This is a genomic window from Burkholderia pyrrocinia (assembly GCF_001028665.1).
Lineage (GTDB): Bacteria > Pseudomonadota > Gammaproteobacteria > Burkholderiales > Burkholderiaceae > Burkholderia > Burkholderia pyrrocinia.
Window position 1 is genome coordinate 552157 of sequence record NZ_CP011504.1, and the last position, 24743, is coordinate 576899.

Below are 24743 nucleotides of genomic sequence, written 5' to 3' on the forward strand. Positions count from 1 at the left end.
TTCATACCTCGTCCACCGCCTTGACAATTTGCAACGATCATCCTCCACTCATCTCAATAACACGACATTCCTCGCTGCTTCGACATTATCATCAGCCATCCAAAACGAAATAAATGGCTACGAGGATGACCAACATTACGATCGATCCCCTTCCGCCTGGCTCAGATTCAGTCAATGCCCGGCACCGCCAGTCCCCGGAATTTCAGACAGGCTTCGACTACCAGACAGTCGCCGCCAATTTCGCGACAGGGGGACTTTTCAGTGTTTAAAGCGGCTGTAAGACATGGGGACCCAACGACGACGCGAGGCATTGTTATCGCGTTCTCCTCGACGATTCTCGACGATGGAAAGCAAGTTGGTTTGAGCGGGGACGAAGCGACCTGCGGAGATTGCGACGGTATTTTCAAGATTATCGGCTCCGGAAAAGACATGTCCGAGAACGGACGGAATGTAGTCGTCGACGGAGACTGGGTAATTTGCCCGTGCAAGAAAAATCGCGTCATCGTCGGCAACAACCCCGGGATATTCCTGGAATCGTCCGGCAGCGAGCATCCTGCCGAGTCGAGCGCGAGGCGCCAGCATTCCACCACGCCAATACGGCCGATTCACGATGAACAGATTCGCCTGATCGATCGCCTCTCAGGAAGGGTACTCACGAACATCCGATATCGGATTACGGACTCCTCAGGTCGACATGTTGAAGGACGAACCGACGAAAAAGGACTGATGCTTCGATTCGAAACATCCGGTCAAGACGTAATCGACATCGAGATCTACCGGGGAGGACAATGAATGTGCCAGAACAATCCGGATTCACTGCACGACGACGAATGGGAATCGATCGGGACTGTCTCCACCAATACGACCACCGGTTCAATCAAGGACATCGAACTCGACCTGACGCCGATATGCGCAAACATGTCGAACAAGGCATTCCGTACCTCGATCGTCCGACTTCGCGACATGGCCCTTCCCCTGATTCAGGACCGCATCGCCGGGCTTGCCAGATGGGACGATGCCGAGCAAGCGCGTGTTCAAAAGTGGTTCGGTCGATGCGACGAGATGGTGCGTCATACGCTGCAATCCGGAATGCCAAGGCTGCTGCGGGCCATGCAAGCGCTCAAACCCGAAAACGTCATCAGATGGGATCAGCAGAAGCAACGAAACATTACGTGTACCGTGTTCCCCGATAGCGGGTACACCGACGCGGCGATATGCAAGCCCGATTCCGAGAAGCGTATCATCGCGATCTATTCTCGCTTCTGCACGTCACCGCCAGTTCAACGCTGGCGTGGATGCCAGCTCTTGACGCTCATTCACGAATGCACGGCATTTCACGGATGTATTCGACTCCACCGACGAGATGTATGGTGTGACGATCGGCTTGACGTTCTGGGCACAATCCAACCCCGACAAAGCCATCCGCAATGCGGACAGCCTGGCCTGCTACGTCGGCTTTGAAGAATGAGGATGCGCAGAATGCGACATTTTCTCCGTGCAAGCCTGCTTGCGCTTTCCGTGTTCGCTGCCCTTCGCCCCGCATATGGCTGCACCATTTCGACTGATATGGCAGACACGCTGCCATTGAACTCCGTCGAAATTCCCAACAGCGACCGGATACGGATCGCGGAAATGGTTCTGGAAGCTCGCGACTGGCCGGATGTCGACATTCGGGGCATCGTCTATGCCGGCGGCTACATACATGAACGCGATCCGCTGAGTCTCGCGCATCGCCGTGCAGCAGCACTGAAGGATTATCTGATTCGACTAGGTATCAAGGAACAGAATATCTGGGTCGATACACGCACGATCAAACATCCCGATATCGACGACGACGGAAACGCGGCGCTCAATCAAATCGCCGTAACGCTGGTCCCGATCTGCGAAGCAGGATGCGATCGCCTGTGCAACGACCCTCGCATTACGCCAACATCGAAGACGATACGGTAGTCGCCGCGGTGTCGGGCGAAGCACAACCTGTTTTGTGCACCGCCGTCGCAACGGCACCTTCCGTTCGCCCGCCCCGCACAAGAGCCCATGCTGCGCCCACGACGGTTGCAACAAGCACAACCGCCGTGACGAAGCACCCGCGCGTGCCATCGCCGCCACTGTCAATCCGGCCCGCTTGCAACGAAGCGACACCGTCTTGCGAAAACCGGCCGTTTATTTTTTTCCGGCGCACGCGACCGTCATGATCTCGCGCAAGCCTCGGCGCGATGCCGGGCGACATCACCCCACCATGGCGGAGACATCAATGAAAAGAAGCCACACCCTCAACGCGCTTGCGCTGCTCTGTTGCGTCGGCATCCAGTGTGCGACGCCGGCATTCGCCGACGAACCGAAGAAGGTTGCGTTCGTCGACACGGGCAACACCGGGCGCAGCGTGATGGCCGAAGCGATCGCGGGCCAGTTGATCGCGCAGCGCCATGCGCATGTCGCGGTGATTTCGCGCGCGGTCGACGAGGATCCGTACGACGAAAAGCCCGAGGAAAACGGCGTGATCCTGATGAAGCGGCGCGGCATCGACACGTCCGCACACCGCGCGGTGCAACTGAACGCGAACGACGTCAAGCATTCCGACGTGATCCTGACGATGACCGACAAGCACAAGGAGAAGGTGCTCGCGCTCTATCCGTCGGCGGCCGGCAAGGTGTTCACGCTCGCCGAATATGCGTCCGGAAAGCACGTCGACGTGCCCGACGCGTGGGGCAAGCCGATCGACTTCTACGAATCGGTGACCGCGCAGCTCGACACGTATATTCCGGCCGCACTCGACAAGGTCGCGACTGCCGAGGCGGCGAAGCAGTAAGGCGGAAAGACCTGTCGGCTCACGCCGACGGGTCTGCCGTTCACGCACGTCCTCCGCGCTCCGTGCGCGCACCCGCATATGTAGCTTATAAGCTACAATGACAGCCGGTGTCGAACTGGAAACGGAGGCAAATGTGAACAAGCTCAAAGGCGCGGTATCGCACCACGACGCGGAAGTCGCCGAACTCGGCGCCGATCGCGAACTCGCGGTGGCCTATCTGCGCGTCGCAATGGAATCGCTCGACGATCCCGACAACCGCGCGGCCGGCCTGCTCGCGCTGCGCACGGTCGCGGAAGCATACGGCGGGCTCGGCGCCGTCGCGGCCGAAGCCGGCATCAGCCGCGAATCGCTGTATCGCACGCTGTCACCCAACGGCAACCCGACACTGAAAACCCTGCTCGCGGTGCTCAAGACCGTCGGCCTGCGCCTGTCCGTCGTCCCCGCGCAGCCTGCGCACGCGTAAGCAGCGCACCGCCCGACTGCCCGCTCACGGCCGGACCATCCACACGAGCAGCATCTCGGCCGGCACGGCAGTCATCCCCGCCGGCGGATGCGCGATCGTCGGCTCGACCGCCAGCGCCTGCGCGATCGCCGCCGGATCGTCGATCGTCGTGGTATGCACGATCGTCATCAGCCGCGCCGGCCGGTGCAGCGCCTCGCGGTACAGCGCGCCGTACCACAGCGGCCGCATCCCGACCGCATCCTGCAACACGTACGGATAACGCCACAGCCGCAGCACGAGGCGGCTTTCCGGGTGGCCCGGATCGACGCGGACGAACACGCGGCGCGTGCTTTCGCCGTGCGTGTAACGCGGCAGCACGGGCAGCGTATCGGCCGGCGCCTGCGGCAACAGCCAGCGCAGCGCGGTCGCCGGCGACCACGGCGTCGCACGCTGCCAGCCGGCCTGTGCGAGGTGGCGATCGAGCGTGTCCGACGTCGCGCTCCATTGCAGCGGCAGATATTCCTCGCGATCGCCGCCGATCTCGGTGCGCCGCGTCGGCACACGCTGCCACCCGCCGCGCATCCACTGGTCGACGGTCATCGCGACCACGTCGCCGACATGCGGGCGCGATGCGCGGTCGAGTTGCCACTGCGCGGGAACCGTCCATACGCCGGCCGTCGCGAGCACCACGACCACCGCGACCAGCGCGCCCCTCGGCTGCACATGCTCGCGCACGCGCCAGTACGCATAGGCGCCGGCGAGCAACGCGAACCACGCCAGCCCGAGGCTCCAGCCGCCGAGCAGACCCGACAGCCACGTGTCGCCCACATACAGCCGCGCGAAGCCGCCGAGCACGATCCACAGCACGACCGCCGTCACGACCGGAATGCGCCACAGCGCGGGCCGGTCGCGCGTCAGCACCCAGCCGAGGCCGCTGCTCGCGAGCATCGCGAACGCGGCGTCGGCATCGGGCAGCGGCACGTGCAGCGCGCCGGGCGGCAGGCTCGCGGGCGTGGCGCCGGGCACGCCCGCGCCGAACGCCGGCACGAGCACGACGGCGACGCCGACCGTCGCGAGCCACCATGCGGCCGTCAGCCAGCAGCGATGGATCATCAGCCAGACGAGAAACGCGGCCGCGACGATCAGCCCCGTATCGTGGCCGTGCAGCACCGCGAGCGCGCTCATCGCGGCATCGACGGGCGGCGTGTGCAGGTTCTGCAGGAACGCGTACAGCGCGATGTCGGCGTGCATCAGCGGATCGTTCGCGACGACATCCTGCACGATGCCCGCGAACAGCCACACGCAGCCGATGAACAGCAGCGCAAGCACGGGCACCGCGCCCGGCAGGCGGCGCACGCGTGCGATCGTGTCGTGCAGCCGCGCGCCGAACCGCGGCCAGCGGCGTGCGCATGCGTGCACGACTTCGGCCAGCGCGCGGCGCAGCAGCGGCCAGCCGCGCCGCAGCGCGACGCGCACGCCGATCCATACCAGCGCGATCAGCGCGGCCACGACCATCAGGATCGCGGCGACCCGCACGCTGATCGCCGCGGCCAGCGTAGCCGACGCACCGAACAGGATGCCCGGCGCGATGTGCACGGGCGCCCACACGAGTGCGGATATCACGTTGACCGGATAGAACGACCGGCGCGGCAGCGTCGCGCAGCCGACGACGACCGGCACGACCGCGCGCACCGGCGCGAGGAAGCGCGCGAGCACGATGCTCTTCATGCCATGGCGCAGCACGAACTCCTCGCCGCGTGCGTAAGCGGCCGCGTAGCCGAAGCGCGCCCAGGCGTTGCGGATCACCCCGCGATAGTGCCGCCCGAGCTCGTAGCTGATCCCGTCGCCGACCACGGCGCCGATGGCTGCGACGCCGATCGTCGTCCACCCGTCGAGCGCGCCCGCGCCGATCAGCGCGCCGGCCGCGAACATCACGGCACCGGCCGGCACGACCGTGCCGACCAGCGCGATCGCCTCGGCGCAGGCGGTTACGAACACAATCGCCAGCACGAGCAGCGGATGCGCGCCGATCGCGCCGATCCACGCGTGGATCGTGTCGCTCATCGCACGCTCCAAAGCGGTGCGGCCCGGTGTGCGAACACCGGGCCGGCAGTGGCGTGGGGAACGTTCATCGCGAGGTGCGCGTGGTCGCGCCGGCGTCAGCGGTCAATCGAACTCGTACTGCCGCGCATCGGCCTCGAGCGGCGCGTCGTGGTACCCGACCGTCGCGATCTCGTGCAGATAGCGCGCGAGAAACGCGCCGATCGATCCGGCGGCCTCGTACTGATGCACGTGACGGAATTCGTGGGTCAGCAGGCGCCGCGTGTCTTGCCCGCGCAGCACGTACACCGCATGGTCGAGCGTGAGCCCGATCGTCCCCGGCGACAGCAGCCCCGTGTCGCGAGCGATCGCGGCCAGCGACGGCGTTTCGGGAAACGGCATGCGGTTGACGATCACCACGCGGATCCGCTCCGGCTGCGCGACACCCACCTTGCGCGCGTCGTCGGCCTGCGCCGGCGTCAGCGGCGCGCCCTGCGCGATCCCGCGCGCCGCCTCCGCTTCGGCCCAGGCGACGGCGGCGGGCAATGCGGACGGCAGGATATCGGCAAGGTCAATCATCGCGGGGCTCCTCGATTGGCGCGGTGGCATCGGGCACCAGTTTAGTCCCGAATCAGGACGGTTCGCGGGGCGGTTCGCGTGACACCGTGCCGGCCCGCCCCGGGCGCGGCAGGCATCAGGGAATACCCTGTCTCGCACGCCGTGCCCTTTCCCGTCGATTATTTCGCTTCAGTACACAGTTCGCGATCGCCTATCTCGAAACTTTCCCGGATGTGTATCGTTTTGTGATTCGGCGGAATATATTGGTCAGAAGAACAGTCGCGGCGACAACCGGACGGCAGGGTCCGCGGCGTCATCCCGAAGAGGATCGCTAGAAGATGATCAGGGTAATTCTGGCTGACGATCACGCAGTCATGCGGGACGGACTGCGTCACATCCTGGAGATGGCCGGCGGTTTCGACATTGTCGGCGAGGCGAGCGACGGCTCGGCCACGCTCGCGCTGGCCGAGCGCGCCGCCGCCGACGTGCTGCTGCTCGACCTGTCGATGCCCGCGCCGACCGGCATCGAGCTGATCCGGCTGGTCAAGCGCCACGCGCCGTCGCTGCGCACGCTCGTGCTGACGATGCACGCCGAGGCGCAGTACGCGGCGCGCGCATTCAAGGCCGGCGCAACCGGCTACCTGACGAAAGACAGCGCGACCGCCGAGCTCGTCGAGGCTGTCGGCAAGGTCGCGGCGGGCGGCATCTACGTGAGCCCGTCGGCGGCCGAAAGCCTCGCGCGCACGCTGCGCGCGCCGGCCGAAACGCTGCCGCACGAACGGTTGTCCACGCGCGAGTTCGACGTGATGTGCCGCATCGTCGCTGGCCAGACCGTCACGCACATCGCATCCGAACTCGCGCTGAGCGCGAAGACGGTCAGCACGTACAAGACACGGATCCTCGACAAGATGGAACTGCCGCACGAAGCCGCGCTGGTCCGCTACGCGGTGCGCCACGATCTCGCCCCCGGCATCGACGACGCATGACAGCCGCCTTCCGCTTCCCGCCCACGCCCCCGGACGACGCCGATCCGGACACGTCGCACCTGTTCATGTCGTCGCTGCCGCCGGGCCGGCGCGAGCGGCGGCTCGCGATCGCGGCCGTGCTCGTGTCGGCCGTGATCTTCGCCGCGCTCGCGCCGTTCGCGGGCATGCCGCTCGCGCAGGGCTGGGCGTTCATTCCCGTGTACCAGTCGGCGATCGTCGTCAACGACATGGTGACGGCCGGCCTCCTGCTCGGCCAGTACGCGATCCTGCGCGAGAAATCGCTGCTCGTGCTCGCGGGCGGCTACCTGTTTACAGCCTTCATGGCCGGCACGCACATGCTGACCTTTCCGGGGCTGTTCGCGCCGACCGGCCTGCTCGGCGCCGGCGAACAGACCACCGCGTGGCTGTACCTGTTCTGGCACGGCGGCTTTCCGCTGGCGGTCGCCGCCTATGCGCTGCTGCGCACCGCATCGCGCGCACGCCCGATCCCGGCCCCGCAGCGCCGTGCGGCGATTCCCGTGGCGCTCTGCATCGCCGTGGCGGTCGGCGCGACGGTCGCACTCACGGTGCTCGCGACCGCCGGCCACGACCTGCTGCCGCGCATCATGCACGGCAACCGGATGGCCGCGCCGATGACGTACGCGATCACGGTCGTCTGGGGGCTGAACCTGGTCGCGCTGATGCTGATGTGGCGGCAGCGGCGTGACCATTCGGAGCTCGACCTGTGGGTGATGACCGTGCTCGTCGCGTGGCTGTTCGACATCGCGCTGTCGTCGATGCTGAATCACGGGCGCTTCGATCTCGGCTTCTACGCGGGCCGCGCGTACGGACTCGTCGCGTCGGCCGTCGTGCTGTCCGCGATGCTGTTCGAGAACGGCCGGCTGCATGCGCAGACGGTGCGCGCGCTGGCCGGCGCGCGCTACCAGCATCTGCTCGTCGCGCAGAAGAGCGAGCAATTGAACGAGGCGAACGAACGGCTCGAACAGCGCGTTGCCGCGCGCACCGCGCAACTGAGCGCGTCGAACCGCGACCTGCGGCGCGAAGTCGAGGAACGCGTGCGTGCCGAGCGCGCGCTGCAGGCATCACGCGAGGAGCTGCGCGAGATCGCCGCGATCAGCGCGACCGCGCGCGAAGCCGAGCAGCGCCGCATCGCGCGCGAGCTGCACGACGAACTTGCGCAGACGCTCGCGACGCTGAAGAACGATCTCGAATGGCTGGTCGACCACGTGCCGCAGGACGACGCGCGGCTTGCGCGCAAGATCGCGACGATGCACACGATGGCACGCGGTGCGGTGGCCGCGACGCGGCGCATCGCGTCGGACCTGCGACCGCTGATGCTCGACGATCTCGGCTTCGCCGCGGCGATGCAATGGCTCGTGGAGGATTTCCGGCACCGTCACGGGATTGCTTGCGAGCTGCACGTCGAGCCGACCGAGCTGCAGCTCGACGAACCGTATGCGACGGCCGTGTTCCGCATCGCGCAGGAAGCGCTCGCGAACGTCGCGCGGCACGCGGCCGCGTCGAATGCCGACGTGGACCTCGTGCACCGGGACGATGCGATCGCGCTGACGATTCGCGACGACGGCGCGGGATTCGATCCCGGTGCGCCACGCAAGTCGGGCTCGTTCGGGCTGGTCGGTTTGCGCGAGCGCGCGTATCTCGTCGGCGGCACGCTGCAGATCACGACGACGCTCGGCGAGGGTACGACGGTCGAGGTGGATATTCCGCTGCCGCACGCGCCTGTGGCGGTCGCGCATGGCGGGGATGGGGTTTCGCGCGGGTAGGTAGGTCGAGCGTGCATGTCCGCACCGGCCTCCGGCACGACGCTACAATTCGTCGCCGCCCTGCACGTGCCAACGAGCCAGCCGCCCGGACCTCCCCTTCACCACGATGAAAACCATCCTCACCTACGTACTCGGCTTGTGCGCCGTCGCGGCCGGCTGGCTTGCGGTGTCGCTGCTGTGCTGGCCCGTCCTGCTCGCGCTGCAGGCTCTGACGACGGCCCTGTTCATCCCGCATCCGGCCGGCAGCTACATCGGGCTCGGGTTCGTGTCGACCGCGCGGCTCCCGGATTTCCCGACGAGCTTCGTCGGCGCCTATTCGGTGCCGTTCATGAACGTGCCGCTCGGGTTCATCGCGATCATCTGGTGGTTCGGCGTGTTGATGATCGTGCCATCCGCGTGCAAGCGCTACCGCACCAAGCCGCGCGGCCGCGTATCGAAGGCCGTCCCGTGGCGCGCGGCCCGCTCGCTGCTGATCTTCACCGCCGTGCTCTTCGTCGTTGCGACGCCGTTCCTGCGACGCTACGAAATCGTGACGCAGGATCATCTCTACGTACGGCACCTGTTCGACTGGCACGAGCGCGCGTATCCGCTTGCGTCGCTGAAGGAGATCCACGTGGACATGCCCGAATACAGCCGCGGCATCATCACGTGGGACTTCATATTCGACGGCGGGAACCGCTTTTCGACGACCGCGCCGGACATCGACGCGCTCAAGTACCTGCTGTCGAACAACGCGCACGTATCGACCAACTTCAAGGTCGTCGGGAACCAGGTGACGATGCGGTGACGCCACCCGCCGTCACGCACGCGCCGCCACCATCCCCCGCTCCGACCGCGTCCACGCGACCAGCGCGCCGATCCCGAGCAGCGCGAGGCACACGATCGGCACGATCATCGGCCCGAACGCGGTGCCCGTCACCTTGCCCGCGTACGGCATCAGGTTCTGGCTGAAGAAGCCGCCGAGGTTGCCGATCGAGTTGATCGCCGCGACGCTCGCCGCCGCCCGCGCGCCGGTGAAATAACGCGGCGGCATCGACCAGAAGCACGGATACAGCAGCGGGATGCAGGCGCCGCCGAGCACGAGCGCGATGAAGCGCAGCGGCGTCGACGGCAGCACGAGGCTCAGCAGGAAGCCGAGCGCGCCGAGCGCCGCGACGATCGCGATCGTGCGCAGGATGCTCTTCGCGCGACGCAGCTTCGCCGGCAGCCACAACAGCAGCAGCACCGCGAGCGCCCACGGCAGCATGCTCAGGACGCCGTTCATGCTGCTCGACACGCCGAACGATTTCACGAGCGTCGGCAGCCAGTACGTGACGCCGTACAGCGACGTCGACATCAGCATGTAGGTCGCCGCGAACAGCATCACGCGCGGATCGAGCAGCGCCTTCCACGGCTGACCATGCTCGGCTTGTACAGGCTTCTCGCGTTCCAGCGCGGCCGCGACGATCTGCTTCTCGCGCTCGTCGAGGAACGGCGCCTCGCGGAACGATGCCGGCAGCACGCGGAACACGACGATCGCGACGATCACCGCCGGGATGCCCGTTGCGATGAACACCCACTGCCAGCCCGCCAGCCCCCACACGCCGTTCAGGCTCAGCAGCACGCCGCCGACCAGCGAGCCGAGCATGTTCGCGAGCGCGCTGCCGAGCGTGAAGATGCCGAGCACCTTCGCGCGGTAGCTTTGCGGAAACCACAGCGTCAGGTAGTAGATCACGCCCGGATAGAAGCCGGCCTCGGCGATGCCGAGCAGGAAACGCAGCGAGCAGAACGCGGGCATCGACGTCGTGAAGCCCATCAGCACCGTGATGAGGCCCCACGTCAGCATGATCCGCGCGAGCCATACGCGTGCGCCGTAGCGATGCAGCGCGAGCGTGCTCGGCACCTCGAACAGCAGGTAGCCGATGAAGAACAGCGACGACGCGAGCCCGAACGCGGCCTCCGTCATCCCAAGGCTGTGCACCATCTGCAGCTTCGCGAAGCCGACGTTCTGCCGGTCGATGAACGCGATCAGGAACATCACGACGAGAATGGGCAGCAGGCGCCGCGCCACCTTCGACATGATGCGCTGTTCTTCGGCGGACGCGGGGTCCAGGGTTTCGGTAGCGTTCACTACGGGCTCCTTACGTGAAACGGTTGCGTGTCGGTTGTATCGGCGCCGCGCGCAACGAAGGCGCGAGCGCGGGGTGTTTCGGTGAATGTCGTTGGTCGGCCGTCGGCAGCGCTCAACCCGACCGGTAGTCGTCGAGCATCGGCGCGAACATCTCGTGCCACGTGCGCGGCTTCGCCTTGATCGTGCCGGCCAGGTACAGGAATTCGACGTAGTCCATCAACTGGTTCGGCCGCACCGAGAAGCGCGTGTCGGGCGCGGCAAGCATCCGCATCACGTCGTCGTGCGACACGCCGACGCCCGACGACGCCGCATAAAGCGCGGCGGCCGCGCGCGGGTCCTGCGCGATCAGGCGGTTCGCTTCGTCGAGCGCGCCGAGAAACGCGGCGGCCAGCGCAGGCTCCGTGTCGACGAGCCGCTTCGGCGCGAACACGACGTCGAGCGTCAGCGGGCCGAGCACGTCGACCGAACTCACGACACGGTGGATGCCCGGCTGCCGCAACTCGAGCGTCGAGAACGGCGGCGACGTGAAGTGCGCGGTGACGCCGTTCTCGCGGCGGATCAGCGCCTGCATCGCCTGCGGATGCGGCAGGTTCACGGTGATCGAATCGAGCTGCGCGAAATGCGTGGGGCCGAGCTGCCGGCTCGCGACCATCTGCAGCACGACAGCCGACAGCGACGTGCGGATGCCGGGCACCGCGATCCGGTCGGACGGCTTGAAGTCGCGCAGCGACGTGAGGCCCGGACGATTCGCGTTCAGCGACAGCGACGTGGTCGACAGCCCGCTGATGCCGATCACCTCGACATTCGGAATGCCGCGCGCCCGCGCCCACAGCTCGATGAAGCCCGGCGCGCCGGCGCCCGCGAAATCGAGCGTGCCGGCCATCATCGCGTCGTTGACGGAATTGCCGCCGTCGAGCAGCACCCAGTCGACCGCGACGTCGCGCACGCCGTGCCGCGCCGCGTGCCGCTCGAACAGCCGCTGCTTCTCCATCACGAGCAGCGGCAGGTACAGCACGCCATAGCCTTTCGAGATCCGGACCGTGCGCGGCTTCGCGCGCACGAGCGACGGTGCGGCGAGCACGCCGAGCCCGGCGGCGATCAATGCGCGGCGGCGCAGCGACGTCGTCATGCGCGCGCCGCCGTGCGACGGGCGGCAAACGGCCACGCGAGGGCCGGCGGGCTGCTGCGCCGCGCGTGCGTCGTGCCCGTGACTTGCTGCATGTTGCCGTCTCCTTGAATATTTCTGGTATTAATGCCGTCCTTGCGTGCTTCTTCCGGCTCGACACAGGTTATCGACCGAGTCTGAGAAAATGCTGACATCCCGGCCCCGGGAAAACCCCTAATCCACCATCTGCAAAACGGCACCATGCGCATTCTCGTCGTGGAGGACGATGCCGAAATCGGCGCGGCGATCCGCAGCCGCCTGGCGCGGCTCGGCCACGCGGTCGATCTCGAAACCGACGGCGCGACTGCGAACGGGCTGTTGCGCGTCGAGCGTTTCGACCTCGTCGTGCTCGACGCGAACCTGCCCGGCATGGACGGTTTCTCGGTGCTGCGCAACCTGCGCGCGTCGGGCAGCACGACGCCGGTGCTGCTCGTCACCGCGCGCTCGGCGATCGACGACCGCGTGAGCGGCCTCGGCCTCGGCGCCGACGACTATCTGGTGAAGCCGTTCGACTACCGCGAACTCGATGCGCGCGTGCAGGCGCTCCTGCGCCGCAACAGCGGCCATGCGAACGACGTGCTGACGCTCGGCGGCCTCGTGATCGATCGCAGCAGCCGCCTCGCGGAACTCGACGGCCAGCCGCTGTCGCTGTCGCGCCAGGAGTTCGCGCTGCTCGAAATCCTCGCGAGCCGCCCGCAGCGCATCTTCTCGAAGGAAGAATTGCTGAACCAGCTGTTCAGCTTCGGCAACGAGCCGACCGCGAACGCGGTCGAGCAGTACGTGACGCGCGTGCGCAGGAAGCTGCAGGGCAGTTCGGTCGAGATCCGCACCGCGCGCGGGATGGGGTATCAGATTGCCGCGCATTGACTGGTTCCCGAAGACGCTGTTCGGGCGCACGCTGCTCTTCATCGCGCTCGTCGTCGCGACCGGCGCGCTCGCGCTTGCGGCGATCGCTCGCTACTACGCGGGCGTCGCGGCCGAACGCGCGTACGACCAGTTGCTCGCCGGCGCGTCGATCCAGGTCGCGGAGAACCTTTACGTGCAGGGCGGCGTGCTCGCGCTGAATCCGCCGGTGGCCGCGCTGTCGACGCTGTCGCGCTACGACCTCGTCTACTACAAGGTCGTCGATTCGCGCGGCATCGTCGTGGCCGGCTACAACGATCTCGCGAGCCCCGCGACGCTCGCCGCCGCGAAACAGGGCCCCGCGTTCGCGAACGCCGTCTACCAGGGGCACCGGATCCGCACCGCGACGATCGCGCGCTACATGCCCGAGGAAAGCACGCCGGGCTGGGCGCTCGTGACCGTTGCGCAAACCACCAACGCGCGCCAGCAGCTCACGAACGACATGAGCATCAAGGTGTGGACGCTGATCCTGCTGATGAGCGTGCTCGCGATCGGCGCGAGCGGCCTCGCGATCCGGCGCGGCCTGCGCCCGCTCGCGCAGATCGGCACGATCATCGCCGCGCGCGACCCGGCCGACCTGCGGCCGGTGGCCTTCGACACGCCGAGCGAGATCGACGCGATCATCGGGTCGATCAACGGGTTGATACACCGCCTGGCCGAACGCATCAACGCGATGCAGCGCTTCATCGCCGACGCCGCGCACCAGATGCGCACGCCGCTCGCGCGGCTCGACGCGCAGATCGAACTGCTCGACGGCGAGTCCGACCCCGCACGCCATGCGGCACGCCTCGACGCGCTGCGCGCGACCAGCGCGGACGTCGGTCGCCTCACCGGCCAGTTGCTCAATCATGCGATGGTGATCCATCGCATCGAGGCCGTGCCGCTGCAACCTGTCGAGCTCGTCGCGCTCGCGAAGGACGTGCTCGGCCGCGCGATTCCGCTCGCGGGCGAGCGCGATGTTGCGGTCGCATTCGCGAGCGACGCACCGCTGGCGTGGATCGACGGCGATGCGATCAGCCTGCAGGAAGCGCTGTCGAACGTGCTGCACAACGCGCTGCTGCACGGTCATGCGGACGACATCGTCGTATCGGTCGCGACCTCGGGCAACGCCGACGGCGCGGTCACGCTGACCGTCACCGACAACGGCCGCGGGATTCCGCGCGAGCACTGGGACGCCGCATTGCAGCCGTTCGTGCGGATCGCGCCGGACGGCAGCGAACGGCGCACGGGGTCGGGCCTCGGGCTCGCGATCGTGCAGGAAGTGATGAAGGCGCACGGCGGGCGCATCGGGTTCGCGTTTCCGGATGCGGGCGGGTTCGCGGTGGTGCTGACGTTTCCGCGGGCGGCCAAAGGAACACGTCGCGAAGATCAAAACGACGGCGAAACCGTGCACACCTGATTCCGGACACGGGGCCAGGAACATTGCAATTCCCCTCCGCGCTCGGCGCTTGGCATGCTCCCGGTCGTTCACGTTTAGGTTTGGCTCGAAGCAATCGGCTGCTTAGGTTTCCGACTTAATATTTTGCTGCCCGGGTACAGCCGTTAAGTCCTATCGACGCGGTCAGCCAGAAGCGGAAAAGCTGCCATCTTTGTCCAGGATTCCTTTGTCTTGAAGACGCTTGAAGACCGATTCGTCGGTTATGGGCGTTCCGAAACGAAGCATCGACACGGCGGCATTGATGTCGCGGAAATGCCAACGGATACCGTGCAATGGCGCTGAGGTCGGGCGAACCAGTGTCTCCGGAATCGGTAGCCCACGACTGATACTGCAGCGAACACGAGCGCAAACCTCCGCCCGCGTCACGCCTTGTGCGTCGACAGCAGAATGCTCGTCTCGGTACTCGCGATGCCGTCGATCAGCCGGATCGCGCCGAGCACGCGATCGAAATGCTCGAGCGAATCGGCATGCAGCTCGGCGACGAGATCCCAGCGCCCGTTGGTGCTGTGGATCGACGCGACGTTCGGATGCCCGCGCAGCACCTTCACCACCTCGGCGCCGCGGTTGCCCTGCACCGCGATCGACATTAGCGCGCGAATCCGGTGCCGTTCGGCCGCCGGCTTGAGCCGCACCGTATAACCGACGATCACGCCGTTTTTCTCCAGCCGCGTCAGCCGGTTCTGCACGGTCGCGCGCGCGACGCGCAGTTCCTTCGCCAGTGCGACGACGGGCAGTCGCGCGTTGTCGCGCAGCAGCGCGATCAGCTGCCGGTCGACGTCGTCGAGCGTGATCATGAGCGAGCTTTCCTGTTGAGCGTGAACCGGCCGCCAGCGTGCCGGAGGCTGCGCATTCCGACCAGCGCAAATTTAGCAAACTGCCGGATCTGGCTGACATTTTGAATAGTCTATCGATAAATCTGCCACTTTTGCCGTCTTTTTGTTGGCTCCACTCCCGGAAATAATGACTCCATCGACCGGCCGGATATGCCGCGCCGCCGCTTTTCAGCAAGCCCGAGCCCGCACCGAAGTGCCGTCCGGTCGACCGGAATGCCAGGACACCCGTACCGGCAAAGACAATGGAGACAGACCGATGACTCGCTTCCTCGACGTTCCCGCCACCGCCCGACTGATCGCCCGGACCGGCGTCACGACGTTCCTGCGCGAACTCGTCGACACGCTGCGCGCCGATTACCTGCAGTGGGCCGATTTCGACAAGTCGCCGCGCGTCGCGTGCCACTCGCGCGACGGCGTGATCGAGCTGATGCCCGTCGCGAACGCATCGCTGTTCGCGTTCAAGTACGTGAACGGCCACCCCGTCAACGCGGCGCGCGGGATGCACACGGTGATGGCATTCGGCGCGCTCGCCGAAGTCGATACCGGCTACCCGCTGCTGCTCGCCGAACTCACGCTGACGACCGCGCTGCGCACGGCCGCCACGTCGGTGCTCGCCGCACAGGTGCTCGCGCGGCCCGACTCGCGCACGATGGCGCTGATCGGCAACGGCGCGCAGAGCGAATTCCAGGCGATCGCGTTCCACACGCTGCTCGGCATCGACGAAATCCGCGTGTTCGACGTCGATCCGCTCGCGACCGACAAGCTCGCGCAGAACCTCGCCGCATACCCTGAGTTGCGCGTCGTGCGCGCCGCATCGACCGCCGACGCCGTGCGCGGCGCCGACATCGTGACGACCGTCACCGCCGACAAGGCGTACGCGACGATCGTCACGGCCGACATGATCGAGCCCGGCATGCACCTGAACGCGGTCGGCGGCGATTGCCCCGGCAAGACCGAACTCGAAGCGGGCGTGCTGCAGGCGGGCCGCGTGTTCGTCGAATTCGAGCCCCAGTCGCGCATCGAGGGCGAGATCCAGCAGATGCCGGCCGACTTCCCCGTCACCGAGCTGTGGCGCGTGCTGCAGCGCGAAACGACCGGTCGCGAACGCGCGGACGAAGTCACGGTGTTCGATTCGGTCGGCTTCGCGCTCGAGGATTATTCGGCGCTGCGCTACCTGTACGCACTCGCACAGCAGCACAACGCGGGGGTCGAGATCGCGCTGATTCCACCGGCCGTCGACCCGAAGAACCTGTTCGCGCTGATCGACGATCCGGCTGCGATCGCGCAGGGTCACGCGGCATTCGTGACCGAAGCCGTCGCCGCGTTCGCGCGCTGACCGTCATCGCCGGGCGGCCTGTGCGCTGCCCGGTTCCCTGCCTTTCGCTCCTGCCTTCCATGAATCTCGTATCGATCCAGGCGCCGGCCGCCGTCGTGATGGTCCGGCCGCATCGTTTCCTGCCGAACCCGCAGACCGCGGCCGACAACGCGTTCCAGCGCACGGCCGGTGGCGGTTCAACCGACACGTCGTCGGTATCCGCCGCCGCACGCGACGAAGTCACGGCCGCCGCGCAAACGCTCGCCGATGCGGGTGTGCGGGTGCACGTGTTCGACGACCGCGGCGAGCGTGACACACCCGACTCCGTATTCCCGAACAACTGGTTCTCGACGCATCCTGGCGGCCACGTCGCGCTGTATCCGATGCACAGCCCGAATCGCCGCCGCGAGCGGCGCGCGGACATCGTCGAGATGCTGAAAGCCGAATATCGCGTGCAGGACGTGATCGACTATTCGGGCCTTGAATACGACGACGTGTTCCTCGAAGGCACCGGCGCGATGGTGCTCGACCACGTCGCGCGAATCGCGTACACGGCGCGCTCGCGCCGCGCCGATCCGGTCGCACTCGAACGCTTCTGCACGCACTTCAATTTCGAGCCGATCTGTTTCGATACGGCCGACGCCGACGGGCGCCCGATCTATCACACGAACGTGATGATGAGCGTCGCGACGGAGTTCGCGATGGTTGGCCTCGACCTGATCGCCGACAGCCGGCGCCGCGCCGAGATTGCGCAACGCCTGACCGAAACCGGCCGCACGGTGATCGCGCTCGATCAGTCGCAGATCGCGAACTTCGCGGGCAATACGCTGGAACTGTCGGGAAGAAACGGGCGCGTGCTCGCGCTGTCGCGGCGTGCGTTCGATTGCCTCACGCCTGACCAGCGCGCGACGATCGAGCGCTCCGCGCGGCTGCTGCCGCTCGACGTGCCGACGATCGAACTGGCCGGCGGGTCGGTGCGCTGCATGCTCGCGGGGATTCATCTCGCGCGGCGGGCGACCGCGCAGGACGTGATCGCCGTGGAATCGGCCGCATCGCCACGCGAGACGACGCCGCAGATCTGACCGGCAGGCTGACAAAGAGACTGGCAAAGCTAAAACGGCTGCCGATGCGATGCAACGGCAGCCGCTTTCGTATTCGAAGGGTATCGAATCGGCAGCGCCACTGAATGCTCCGGCATCCGAACGATCCCGCAGCACACCTCGCAGCACACCTCGCAGCACACCTCGCAGCACACCTCGCAGCACACCTCGCCGCTCACCCCGCCGCTCACCCCGCCGCTCACCCCGCCGCTCACCCCGACAGCAGCTTCAACCCGGCCGGCAGCGTCTCACCGAACACGCGCACCGTGTCGGCTTCGTCGAACGCGATCGCTTCGCGCACCATATCGATCCATGCGGCCGACGCATTCGCGGCCGACAGACGCTTGATCACCGCGTCGCGCGTATCGTCCGGCAGGTCGCGTGAGCGGTCGCCGGTCATCCGTGCAATCTGCGCGGCCGCGAACGCGGCCGGCTCGACCTGCTTCCAGTCGAGCGCGAACAGCGCGTCGAGCCAGCCGTTGACGACTTCCGCAGGCACGACACTGTGCGCGCTGCCGTAGAACGGCCGGCGCGCGCCGATGCGCCCGAGCGCCCACGCACACAGTGCACGCTCGGCCGGCTTCTGCAATTGCGCGATCAGGCGCCCGGCCAGTTCGACCTTGCGCTCGACGGGCAGCCGTTCGAGCGACGCGGACAGCCGCGTCATGTCGGCCGGGCCGACCTTGCCCGGATCGAACGGCAGCTTGCGCCGCTTGTCGTCGGACGGTTCGAGGAATGCGATCGCGTCGCGCACCTGCGTCTGCGCGTCGTCGTCGAGGCCGCCGGCCACGCGCCGCCACAGCGTCCACCACTCGGACCACACCTGCCCGTCGTTCACGTATTGAATCCCGTCGTCGAACAGCGGCCACAGCTGTTCGATGCGCCACGCATCGAGCGGATGGCCGAAGCCCGGACGCAGGCAATAACCGGCGAGGTTCAGCCACGCGCGTTCGTGATCGGCCGAGCGCCGGCGCCGCCGCGCTCGCGCGAGCAACGCGTCGAACAGTTCGCGTGCGAGCGCGACGTCCCATTCTTCGCGCGCGCCGAGCACCTGTTCGAGCTGCGCGCGCAGCCGGCGCGTGTCCTTTGGCGTGACGTCCGCGGCCTTGCTGCCGAACGAGCGCTCAATCAGTTCGATGGCCTGGTCGAGACGCGGATGCCGCGCGGGCGCATCGTCGCCGCCGTGCGCCGGCGCATCGCCGCGCAACTGGAATTCGAGCCGCCAGCGGCGTGCCGCGTCGTCGGTCGCGATGCAATGCATTTCGAGCGTGCCGACCTCGGTCAGCGACGCGGTGAGCTTCACCGGCGTTTCGCGCGCATCGCTGCCCGCCTGTCGCTCGACGACCGTCGCGATCGGCGGCAGCCGCACGAAATCGCCGTCCTTCAATTCAACGAGATCGCCAGGGCGATACGCGGTCTCGGCCACCGTCGACACGAGGTGGAAACGCACCGGCTGCCCGAGCTGCAGCGCAAAGGTACGATCCTCGAGCCGGATCTCGCGGCCCTCTTCCGCACCGCGAGGCAGCAGGCAAACACCGCGCGCGGCTGCGTCGCCGGCGCGGTCGTCGAGCACAAGGAAATAGCTGCGCGCGGAACCGCCGCCGATGCGCGGCGCATGCCCGGCGCGCGCGAGCCCGTAGGCCACCGCGCCGCGCGCGACGGCCACGTCCGGATGCGCGTTGTGCAGCACGTCGAGCGGCGCGCCGCGCCACGCGCCGAGCGTCTGCGCGAGACGGCCGGCGAGCGCGCCTGCGCGGAACACGCCGCCGTTGAGCAGCAGCGTGTCGGGCAGCGGGCCTTCCGCGTGACGGTTCAGGAACGCGGCGACGTGCCGCGTGACGGCCGGGTCGCTCGCATACGGCAACCCGAATTCGACGATCGCGGCCCGCGCGCGACGCGGCAGCTCGCCGGCCTCGACCTGCGGAAAGAAACCGTCGACGACGATCTGTTCGACTTCCTGCCGCGTCAGCTCGGCCGAGCGCGCGCCGCCGACGAGCTTGCTGCCCGCGCCGAGCAGCGTGACGGTGACGGACGCCGGTGCATCGTCGCCGAGCAGCCGCTCCTTCGCGGCACGGCAGCGCTCGACGAGCTGCGACAGGCTTGCGGCCGACAGCCGCGTACCGGGCTCGGTCAGCCGCGTCTCGACCAGGCGCGCGAGCGCGAGGTCCATGTTGTCGCCGCCGAGCATCAGGTGATTGCCGACGCCGACGCGCGTAAAGGTCGGCTCACCGTCGTCGCCGGGCGCGACATCGACGAGCGTGAGGTCGGTCGTGCCGCCGCCGACGTCGCAGATCAGCACGCGCCGCGCGTCGGCGAACGTGTCGCGCAACGTCGCGCGCTGCCCGTACAGCCAATCGTAGAACGCGGCCTGCGGCTCTTCCAGCAGCCGCAGCGCGGGCAGCCGCGCGCGCCGCGCGGCCTCGACCGTCAACGCGCGCGCACCGTCGTCGAACGACGCGGGCACCGTCAGGATCACGTCCTGCTTCGCGAGCGGCGCGTCGGGAAAACGGGCGTCCCACGCGTCGCGCACATGCGCGAGATAGCTCGCGCTCGCGTCGACCGGCGACACCTTGTCGACGCCGTCGGCCGCGCCCCACGGCAGGATCGCCGCGAGCCGGTCGACCGATGCGTGCGACAACCAGCTCTTCGCGCTCGACACGAGCCGGCCCGGCACCTGCGCGCCGAGCGTGCGCGCATAACGGCCGATCACGGCAGGCAGCGCGTCACCAGCGCCGCTGTCCCGACCGGCTGACCCGCCGTCACCGCCGCCGCCCGAACGGGCGGCCGCGTCGCGCGCGCCGGCCGCCTGCCACGGCAACCTCAACGCGTCCGCCGCGAGCTCACCGGCCGCCGGGTGATAACGCACCGACGGCAGCAGCGGCTGCGCGGCCACCGCGCCGGGGCCGACGAGTTGCTCGACGTCGAACACGCGGATCGCGTCGGAGCCCGCCTCGACGTATGCGACGACCGTATTGCTCGTGCCGAGGTCGATGCCGACCGTATAGCGCTTCATCGCGTTCAGGCGGCGCCGCGCACGTCGAACTCGACCTTCCAGCGCTCGTTCGTGCCGCTCGGGATCGCCTCGAGTTCGAGCGTGCCGGCTTCGGTCACGCGCGCATGCAGCTTCACCGGCACGATCTCGCCGACCGTGCGCCCTTCGGCGGGCAGCGTCGCCTGGATTTCTTCCAGCTCCTGCAGCTCTTCCGCCGACCAGTAGTCGAGCAGCGTGCCGACCTGGTCCTGGCGGCGCACCGACGACCCGAAGAAGCGGAACTGCACCGGTTCGCCGACGACGAGGCCGAACTCCTGCGGCGGCAGCGCCGCGTCCGAGCCTTCCTCCATCCCGAACGGCGCGACGCACAGCGCCTGCACCGGCGGTTCGAGCCCCGGCACCGCGGGCATCGCCGATTCGATCGCGACGTAGTACGCACGCGCCGTGCCGCCGCGAATGCGCACGCCACGGCCGCGCTTCACGAAGCCGTAGTAAGCCGCGCCGCGCGCGACCGCGAGATCGAGATCGGCGCCTGCGAGCAGGCGCGCGGGCGGCGCGCCTTCGGCGGCGAGCCAGCTGTTGAGCGTATCGAGCACGCGCTGCGTGAGCAGCGCCGACTTGAACACGCCGCCGTTGAACAGCACGGCCGTCGGATGCAGGAACGTCGCGCCCTGCGGCAGCGTGCGCTGCACGCCTTCGAGCGTGTCGAGCGCCGCGACCTGGCGGCCAAGGAACGCCGCGAGATGGCGCGTGATGCCCGCGTCCTGCGCATACGGCAGGCCGAGCTGCGTCAGGCCGACGCGCGCGCGGCTCACCGGGCGCGCGGCCGCATCGACCTGCGGGAAGAAGCCTTCGAGAATCGTCTGCGTGAGTTCCGCGCGCGTGAGCTCCGTGCGGATCGAACCGCCGATCAGCTTCGAGCCGCGGCTCGGCACGACAAGCGGCACCGCGTCGGCCGTCGGATCGGACAGCAGCGTTTCCTTTGCGGCGCGGCATGCGTACGTGAGCGCGCGCAGTTGCCACGGATCGGCCTGCGTGCCCTGCTGCGCGAGCTTGCGCGCGACCACGTGCGCGAGCGCGAGGTCCATGTTGTCGCCGCCGAGCAGGATGTGCTCGCCGACCGCCACGCGATGCAGTTCGAGATTGCCGTCGCGCTCGACCACCGCGATCAGCGACAGGTCGGTCGTGCCGCCGCCGACGTCGACGCACAGGATCAGGTCGCCGACCTGCACCTGCTTGCGCCAGCCGCCTTCGCTCTTCTGGATCCAGCTGTACAGCGCGGCCTGCGGCTCCTCGAGCAGCGTCATCCGCGAGTAGCCGGCGGCGCGTGCGGCCTCGGCCGTCAGTTCGCGCGCGGCCGGGTCGAACGATGCGGGGATCGTCACCGTCACGTCCTGGTCGGCGAACGGCGCATCCGGATGCGTGTGGTCCCACGCTTCGCGCAGGTGCGTCAGGTAGCGGATCGAGCTTTCCAGCGGCGACACGCGCGACACTTCGGGCGGCGCATCGCCCGGCAGGATCGCCGCGCGACGGTCGACGCCCGGATGGCACAGCCAGCTCTTCGCGCTCGACACGAGGCGGATCGGCGTGCCGGCGCCGCGGGTGCGCGCCATCTCGCCGACCGCGAACCCGCGCGAGGCCGTCCACGGCAGCGTCAGGTCGCCCTGCGTCAGTTCGCTTTCATGCGGCAGATAGAGGAACGACGGCAGCAGGTCGCGCGACTCCAGTGCGCCGGGCGCGGTGAGCTGCGCGATCGGCAGCACCTGCTGCGTGATCTTTTCGCCGTCGCTTGCGGCGCTGTCGACGTACGACAGCGCGCAGTGGGTCGTACCGAGGTCGATGCCGATCGAATAGCGCGGATCGCTCACAGTTCCACCTCCGCCGGTGCGACCACCGATGCGTCGTGGCTGCCCGTCAGCTTCGGCAGGCGCACGTCGGCGACGCGCCAGCCGCGATGGCTGACCGTGCCCGTGAACGGCGCCGAACCGACCACGTTGCCGGTCACGCGCACGGCCGTCGCGTCGAAGCCGGCCGGCAGCGTCACACGGCTGCCTTCGGCTTCGTCGCGCACCGGCACGATCGTGAAGTGCTCGCGCAGCGCCGCGCGGCAGCCGTCGTGCACGAGGCGCGCGGCCGCGCCGATGTCGGCGTCCGCGTAGCCGGCGATGTCTTCCTCGACGAAGTCGATGAAGCGCGCATCGCGCTGCAGCAGGCCGAGCAGTTGCAGCGCGGCCTGCGGGCTCGCTTCGCGCAGCTCGGGCGCCGGGGCCTTCACGGGCGCAGGTGCGGGCGCGGGCGCCGGTGCGACCGGTGCCGGGGCGCCATCGCGCACGCGCAGCACGCCGGCCGCGAACTCGCGGTTGCCGAGCACGGAGAAGAACGTGCCGACGGCAAGCGACAGCCGGCCGAAGAAGGACAGGTTGGATTCGGGCATGGGGTCTGGACTCCTGTGGGCTCGCGACTGGGCGAGCAATCTTGCCTGGGCGCCCGGTGACGGCGTGCGCGATGCGCACTGCCGCCGCCCGGCGCGTGATTCGGACGCGCCCTCGCGGGTGCGGAAAACCCGTATTTTGCCCTGTGGCGGGCGAACCGGGCAGAAGTCGGGGGACAGAACATCGCGGCGCGACGGTTTGGGCCGCGCCGGATCGCGCCGGATTGCACGTCAGGCGCGATCGATCGGGATGCTGCGGCGCGTCAGCGCGTGTAGCCCCGCAGCGCAGCCTTCGCTTCGAAATCGCGCGACAGCATGCCGAGCGTGACTTCGCCGAAGCGCGCCAGCAACGATGCTTCGGCATCCTTCAACGTCGCCGACAGATGCGCGTTGACCGCCTGTTCGACCAGGCATTCGGGCTCGTCCTCGGGCACCAGATCGGAGAACAGCGGCGGCTCGCCCACCGCGCGATATACGTCGAGCAGCGTGATGTCGTCGAGCGCGACGCTCAGCACCCAGCCGCCGCCGTGCCCTTTCTCCGACTGCACGTAGCCGCAGTCGCGCAAGCCGCCGAGCAGGCGCCGCACGACGACCGGATTCGTGCACAGCATCGTCGCGATCGCCTCCGACGTCAGCGGGCCGTCGGCCTGGTCCATGTGGATCAGCGCATGCAGCATGCGCGACAAACGGCTGTCGGTTCTCACGGGCGGCGCCCCCTTTCTCGAAACTTCTGAAGTTGCATGAATGATACCATCGCCCTATCATGCAACTTCACGTGTTTCATGAGTTGACCGCCATCGGGACACGTCCGTCATTCACGCAGGTTCAGGAACAGGAGCGGATGCATGCATAACCATCATGAAGTGATCGTGGTCGGCGGTAGCTTTGCGGGGCTGTCGGCCGCGATGCAGCTGGCGCGGGCGCGACGCCGCGTGCTCGTGATCGACGCGGGCCGGCCGCGCAACCGCTTTGCCGAACACGCGCACGGCTTTTTCGGGCAGGACGGCAAGCCGCCCGCGCAGATCATTGCCGAAGCCGTCACGCAACTCGACGCGTATCCGACCGTGCAGCGGTTCGACGGCGAAGTGAGCACGGCCGAGCGCGATGCCGACGGCCGCTTCCACGTGACGCTGTCGGACGGCCGCCGCGCGAGCGCCGACCGGCTGATTCTCGCGACCGGCATCCGCGACGAACTGCCCGCGCTGCCGGGGCTCGCGGAACGCTGGGGCATCAGCGTGCTGCATTGTCCGTATTGCCATGGGTACGAGGTAAGTGGCCAGCGGCTCGGCGTGCTCGCCACGCATCCGCTTTCCGTGCATCAGGCGATCCTGATTCCGGACTGGGGCCCGACGACGTGGTTCACGCAGGGCGTGGTCGATCCGAATGAAGAAGAATCCGCGTTGCTCGACGCGCGCGGCGTGCGCATCGAGCGGTCGCCGGTCGTTGAAATTCTTGGCGATGCACCGCGCATCGAAGCGCTGCGGCTCGCCGACGGGCAGGTCGTGCCGATCGATGCGCTGTTCGTCGGCGCGCGCACGGTAATGACGAGCGATCTCGCGGAGCAACTCGGGTGTGCATTCGACGAAGGGCCGCTTGGTCCGGTCGTCCGAGTCGATACGTGGAAGCAGACGAGCGTCGCAGGGGTATTCGCGGCTGGCGACGCGTCGACGCCGATGACCAACGCGACGTTCGCGTCGGCATCCGGCGTGACGGCGGGGATCGCCGCGCATCGATCGCTGATTTTCGGGCTGCACGCGTGACGCGGCGTGCAGCCGGAGATCACGAGACGCGCGCCGCCGCATCCGCCGCCGGTTCCGCACCACCCTCCGTGCTGCAC

General features: G+C 67.9%; 22 protein-coding genes. 13 read left to right on the top strand and 9 right to left on the bottom strand.

Going from position 1 to position 24743, the window contains the following annotated elements; genetic code table 11:
- The first annotated feature begins 174 nt into the window (after window positions 1-174).
- The 5 genes from ABD05_RS36355 to ABD05_RS18735 all read left to right on the top strand — a co-directional run bounded on the left by ABD05_RS36355 (window position 175) and on the right by ABD05_RS18735 (window position 3272).
- Complete coding sequence (locus ABD05_RS36355; RefSeq protein ID WP_238594161.1) at window positions 175-792, top strand: PAAR domain-containing protein; 618 nt, start codon at window positions 175-177, stop codon at window positions 790-792.
- A complete protein-coding gene (locus tag ABD05_RS36360; protein ID WP_238594162.1) occupies window positions 793-1461 on the top strand; it encodes a M35 family metalloendopeptidase in 669 nt (222 codons plus the stop codon).
- Window positions 1462-1479: 18 nt separating this feature from the next.
- On the top strand, window positions 1480-1950 hold the full coding sequence (locus ABD05_RS18725) for an OmpA family protein (protein ID WP_148669112.1): 471 nt from the start codon (window positions 1480-1482) through the stop codon (window positions 1948-1950).
- A 304-nt stretch (window positions 1951-2254) separates the two neighbouring features.
- Entirely contained in the window at window positions 2255-2809 is a 555-nt protein-coding gene (locus ABD05_RS18730) for an arsenate reductase/protein-tyrosine-phosphatase family protein (RefSeq protein WP_047901650.1), read from the top strand.
- Between the two features lie 133 nt (window positions 2810-2942).
- Complete coding sequence (locus tag ABD05_RS18735) at window positions 2943-3272, top strand: helix-turn-helix domain-containing transcriptional regulator (protein ID WP_047901651.1); 330 nt, start codon at window positions 2943-2945, stop codon at window positions 3270-3272.
- 24 nt (window positions 3273-3296) lie between these two features.
- Here ABD05_RS18735 and ABD05_RS18740 read toward each other — a convergent pair whose 3' ends face one another.
- Together ABD05_RS18740 and ABD05_RS18745 are read right to left on the bottom strand one after the other, a co-directional pair.
- Entirely contained in the window at window positions 3297-5315 is a 2019-nt protein-coding gene (locus tag ABD05_RS18740) for an LssY C-terminal domain-containing protein (RefSeq protein WP_047901652.1), read from the bottom strand.
- A gap of 102 nt (window positions 5316-5417) precedes the next feature.
- Window positions 5418-5870 (bottom strand): hypothetical protein, encoded by a 453-nt coding sequence (locus tag ABD05_RS18745; protein WP_047901653.1) that lies wholly within the window; start codon window positions 5868-5870, stop codon window positions 5418-5420.
- Window positions 5871-6187: 317 nt separating this feature from the next.
- Here ABD05_RS18745 and ABD05_RS18750 point away from each other — a divergent pair, with 317 nt between their 5' ends.
- The 3 genes from ABD05_RS18750 (at window position 6188) to ABD05_RS18760 (ending at window position 9406) form a co-directional block, all read left to right on the top strand.
- On the top strand, window positions 6188-6835 hold the full coding sequence (locus tag ABD05_RS18750; RefSeq protein ID WP_047901654.1) for a response regulator: 648 nt from the start codon (window positions 6188-6190) through the stop codon (window positions 6833-6835).
- Window positions 6832-8619, top strand: a complete 1788-nt coding sequence (locus ABD05_RS18755) for a sensor histidine kinase (RefSeq protein WP_047901655.1) — start codon at window positions 6832-6834, stop codon at window positions 8617-8619. The genes ABD05_RS18750 and ABD05_RS18755 overlap by 4 nt, the downstream gene beginning before the upstream one ends.
- Before the next feature lie 106 nt (window positions 8620-8725).
- On the top strand, window positions 8726-9406 hold the full coding sequence (locus tag ABD05_RS18760; protein WP_047901656.1) for a hypothetical protein: 681 nt from the start codon (window positions 8726-8728) through the stop codon (window positions 9404-9406).
- Between the two features lie 12 nt (window positions 9407-9418).
- Here the strand turns inward: ABD05_RS18760 and ABD05_RS18765 are convergent, their stop codons facing one another.
- Together ABD05_RS18765 and ABD05_RS18770 are read right to left on the bottom strand one after the other, a co-directional pair.
- Window positions 9419-10729, bottom strand: coding sequence for an MFS transporter (locus tag ABD05_RS18765; RefSeq protein WP_047901657.1), 1311 nt, complete (start codon window positions 10727-10729; stop codon window positions 9419-9421).
- 112 nt (window positions 10730-10841) lie between these two features.
- Window positions 10842-11858 (bottom strand): ABC transporter substrate-binding protein, encoded by a 1017-nt coding sequence (locus ABD05_RS18770; protein WP_047901658.1) that lies wholly within the window; start codon window positions 11856-11858, stop codon window positions 10842-10844.
- Between the two features lie 237 nt (window positions 11859-12095).
- Here ABD05_RS18770 and ABD05_RS18775 point away from each other — a divergent pair, with 237 nt between their 5' ends.
- Complete coding sequence (locus tag ABD05_RS18775) at window positions 12096-12761, top strand: response regulator transcription factor (protein ID WP_034182068.1); 666 nt, start codon at window positions 12096-12098, stop codon at window positions 12759-12761.
- Complete coding sequence (locus ABD05_RS18780) at window positions 12748-14196, top strand: sensor histidine kinase (RefSeq protein WP_047901659.1); 1449 nt, start codon at window positions 12748-12750, stop codon at window positions 14194-14196. The genes ABD05_RS18775 and ABD05_RS18780 overlap by 14 nt, the downstream gene beginning before the upstream one ends.
- Before the next feature lie 401 nt (window positions 14197-14597).
- Here the strand turns inward: ABD05_RS18780 and ABD05_RS18785 are convergent, their stop codons facing one another.
- Window positions 14598-15029, bottom strand: a complete 432-nt coding sequence (locus ABD05_RS18785) for an Lrp/AsnC family transcriptional regulator (RefSeq protein ID WP_006753967.1) — start codon at window positions 15027-15029, stop codon at window positions 14598-14600.
- Window positions 15030-15324: 295 nt separating this feature from the next.
- Between ABD05_RS18785 and ABD05_RS18790 the strand changes: the two genes are divergently transcribed.
- Both ABD05_RS18790 and ctlX read left to right on the top strand, forming a co-directional pair.
- Entirely contained in the window at window positions 15325-16404 is a 1080-nt protein-coding gene (locus ABD05_RS18790) for an ornithine cyclodeaminase (RefSeq protein ID WP_047901660.1), read from the top strand.
- Window positions 16405-16463: 59 nt separating this feature from the next.
- Window positions 16464-17465, top strand: a complete 1002-nt coding sequence (gene ctlX, locus ABD05_RS18795) for a citrulline utilization hydrolase CtlX (RefSeq protein ID WP_047901661.1) — start codon at window positions 16464-16466, stop codon at window positions 17463-17465.
- Window positions 17466-17694: 229 nt separating this feature from the next.
- Here the strand turns inward: ctlX and ABD05_RS18800 are convergent, their stop codons facing one another.
- The 4 genes from ABD05_RS18800 to ABD05_RS18815 form a co-directional block, all read right to left on the bottom strand.
- Entirely contained in the window at window positions 17695-20496 is a 2802-nt protein-coding gene (locus tag ABD05_RS18800) for an Hsp70 family protein (RefSeq protein WP_047901662.1), read from the bottom strand.
- A 5-nt stretch (window positions 20497-20501) separates the two neighbouring features.
- On the bottom strand, window positions 20502-22343 hold the full coding sequence (locus ABD05_RS18805; protein WP_047901663.1) for an Hsp70 family protein: 1842 nt from the start codon (window positions 22341-22343) through the stop codon (window positions 20502-20504).
- Complete coding sequence (locus tag ABD05_RS18810; protein ID WP_047901664.1) at window positions 22340-22909, bottom strand: DUF2760 domain-containing protein; 570 nt, start codon at window positions 22907-22909, stop codon at window positions 22340-22342. Before ABD05_RS18810 ends, ABD05_RS18805 begins: the two co-directional genes overlap by 4 nt.
- Before the next feature lie 260 nt (window positions 22910-23169).
- Complete coding sequence (locus ABD05_RS18815; RefSeq protein WP_034182055.1) at window positions 23170-23610, bottom strand: Rrf2 family transcriptional regulator; 441 nt, start codon at window positions 23608-23610, stop codon at window positions 23170-23172.
- Between the two features lie 141 nt (window positions 23611-23751).
- Between ABD05_RS18815 and ABD05_RS18820 the strand changes: the two genes are divergently transcribed.
- The gene (locus tag ABD05_RS18820; RefSeq protein WP_047901665.1) at window positions 23752-24666 is read left to right on the top strand and encodes an NAD(P)/FAD-dependent oxidoreductase; all 915 of its coding nucleotides are present in this window, start codon (window positions 23752-23754) and stop codon (window positions 24664-24666) included.
- Window positions 24667-24743: the final 77 nt, after the last annotated feature.

What these genes read in the sequence shown, in the direction of transcription:
- ABD05_RS36355 (WP_238594161.1), top strand. Translation starts at nt 175, where the DNA reads ATGCCCGGCACCGCCAGTCCCCGGAATTTCAGACAGGCTTCGACTACC.
- ABD05_RS36360 (WP_238594162.1), top strand. Translation starts at nt 793, where the DNA reads ATGTGCCAGAACAATCCGGATTCACTGCACGACGACGAATGGGAATCG.
- ABD05_RS18725 (WP_148669112.1), top strand. Translation starts at nt 1,480, where the DNA reads ATGCGACATTTTCTCCGTGCAAGCCTGCTTGCGCTTTCCGTGTTCGCT.
- ABD05_RS18730 (WP_047901650.1), top strand. Translation starts at nt 2,255, where the DNA reads ATGAAAAGAAGCCACACCCTCAACGCGCTTGCGCTGCTCTGTTGCGTC.
- ABD05_RS18740 (WP_047901652.1), bottom strand. Translation starts at nt 5,315, where the DNA reads ATGAGCGACACGATCCACGCGTGGATCGGCGCGATCGGCGCGCATCCG.
- ABD05_RS18745 (WP_047901653.1), bottom strand. Translation starts at nt 5,870, where the DNA reads ATGATTGACCTTGCCGATATCCTGCCGTCCGCATTGCCCGCCGCCGTC.
- ABD05_RS18750 (WP_047901654.1), top strand. Translation starts at nt 6,188, where the DNA reads ATGATCAGGGTAATTCTGGCTGACGATCACGCAGTCATGCGGGACGGA.
- ABD05_RS18755 (WP_047901655.1), top strand. Translation starts at nt 6,832, where the DNA reads ATGACAGCCGCCTTCCGCTTCCCGCCCACGCCCCCGGACGACGCCGAT.
- ABD05_RS18760 (WP_047901656.1), top strand. Translation starts at nt 8,726, where the DNA reads ATGAAAACCATCCTCACCTACGTACTCGGCTTGTGCGCCGTCGCGGCC.
- ABD05_RS18770 (WP_047901658.1), bottom strand. Translation starts at nt 11,858, where the DNA reads ATGACGACGTCGCTGCGCCGCCGCGCATTGATCGCCGCCGGGCTCGGC.
- ABD05_RS18775 (WP_034182068.1), top strand. Translation starts at nt 12,096, where the DNA reads ATGCGCATTCTCGTCGTGGAGGACGATGCCGAAATCGGCGCGGCGATC.
- ABD05_RS18785 (WP_006753967.1), bottom strand. Translation starts at nt 15,029, where the DNA reads ATGATCACGCTCGACGACGTCGACCGGCAGCTGATCGCGCTGCTGCGC.
- ABD05_RS18790 (WP_047901660.1), top strand. Translation starts at nt 15,325, where the DNA reads ATGACTCGCTTCCTCGACGTTCCCGCCACCGCCCGACTGATCGCCCGG.
- ctlX (WP_047901661.1), top strand. Translation starts at nt 16,464, where the DNA reads ATGAATCTCGTATCGATCCAGGCGCCGGCCGCCGTCGTGATGGTCCGG.
- ABD05_RS18800 (WP_047901662.1), bottom strand. Translation starts at nt 20,496, where the DNA reads ATGAAGCGCTATACGGTCGGCATCGACCTCGGCACGAGCAATACGGTC.
- ABD05_RS18810 (WP_047901664.1), bottom strand. Translation starts at nt 22,909, where the DNA reads ATGCCCGAATCCAACCTGTCCTTCTTCGGCCGGCTGTCGCTTGCCGTC.
- ABD05_RS18820 (WP_047901665.1), top strand. Translation starts at nt 23,752, where the DNA reads ATGCATAACCATCATGAAGTGATCGTGGTCGGCGGTAGCTTTGCGGGG.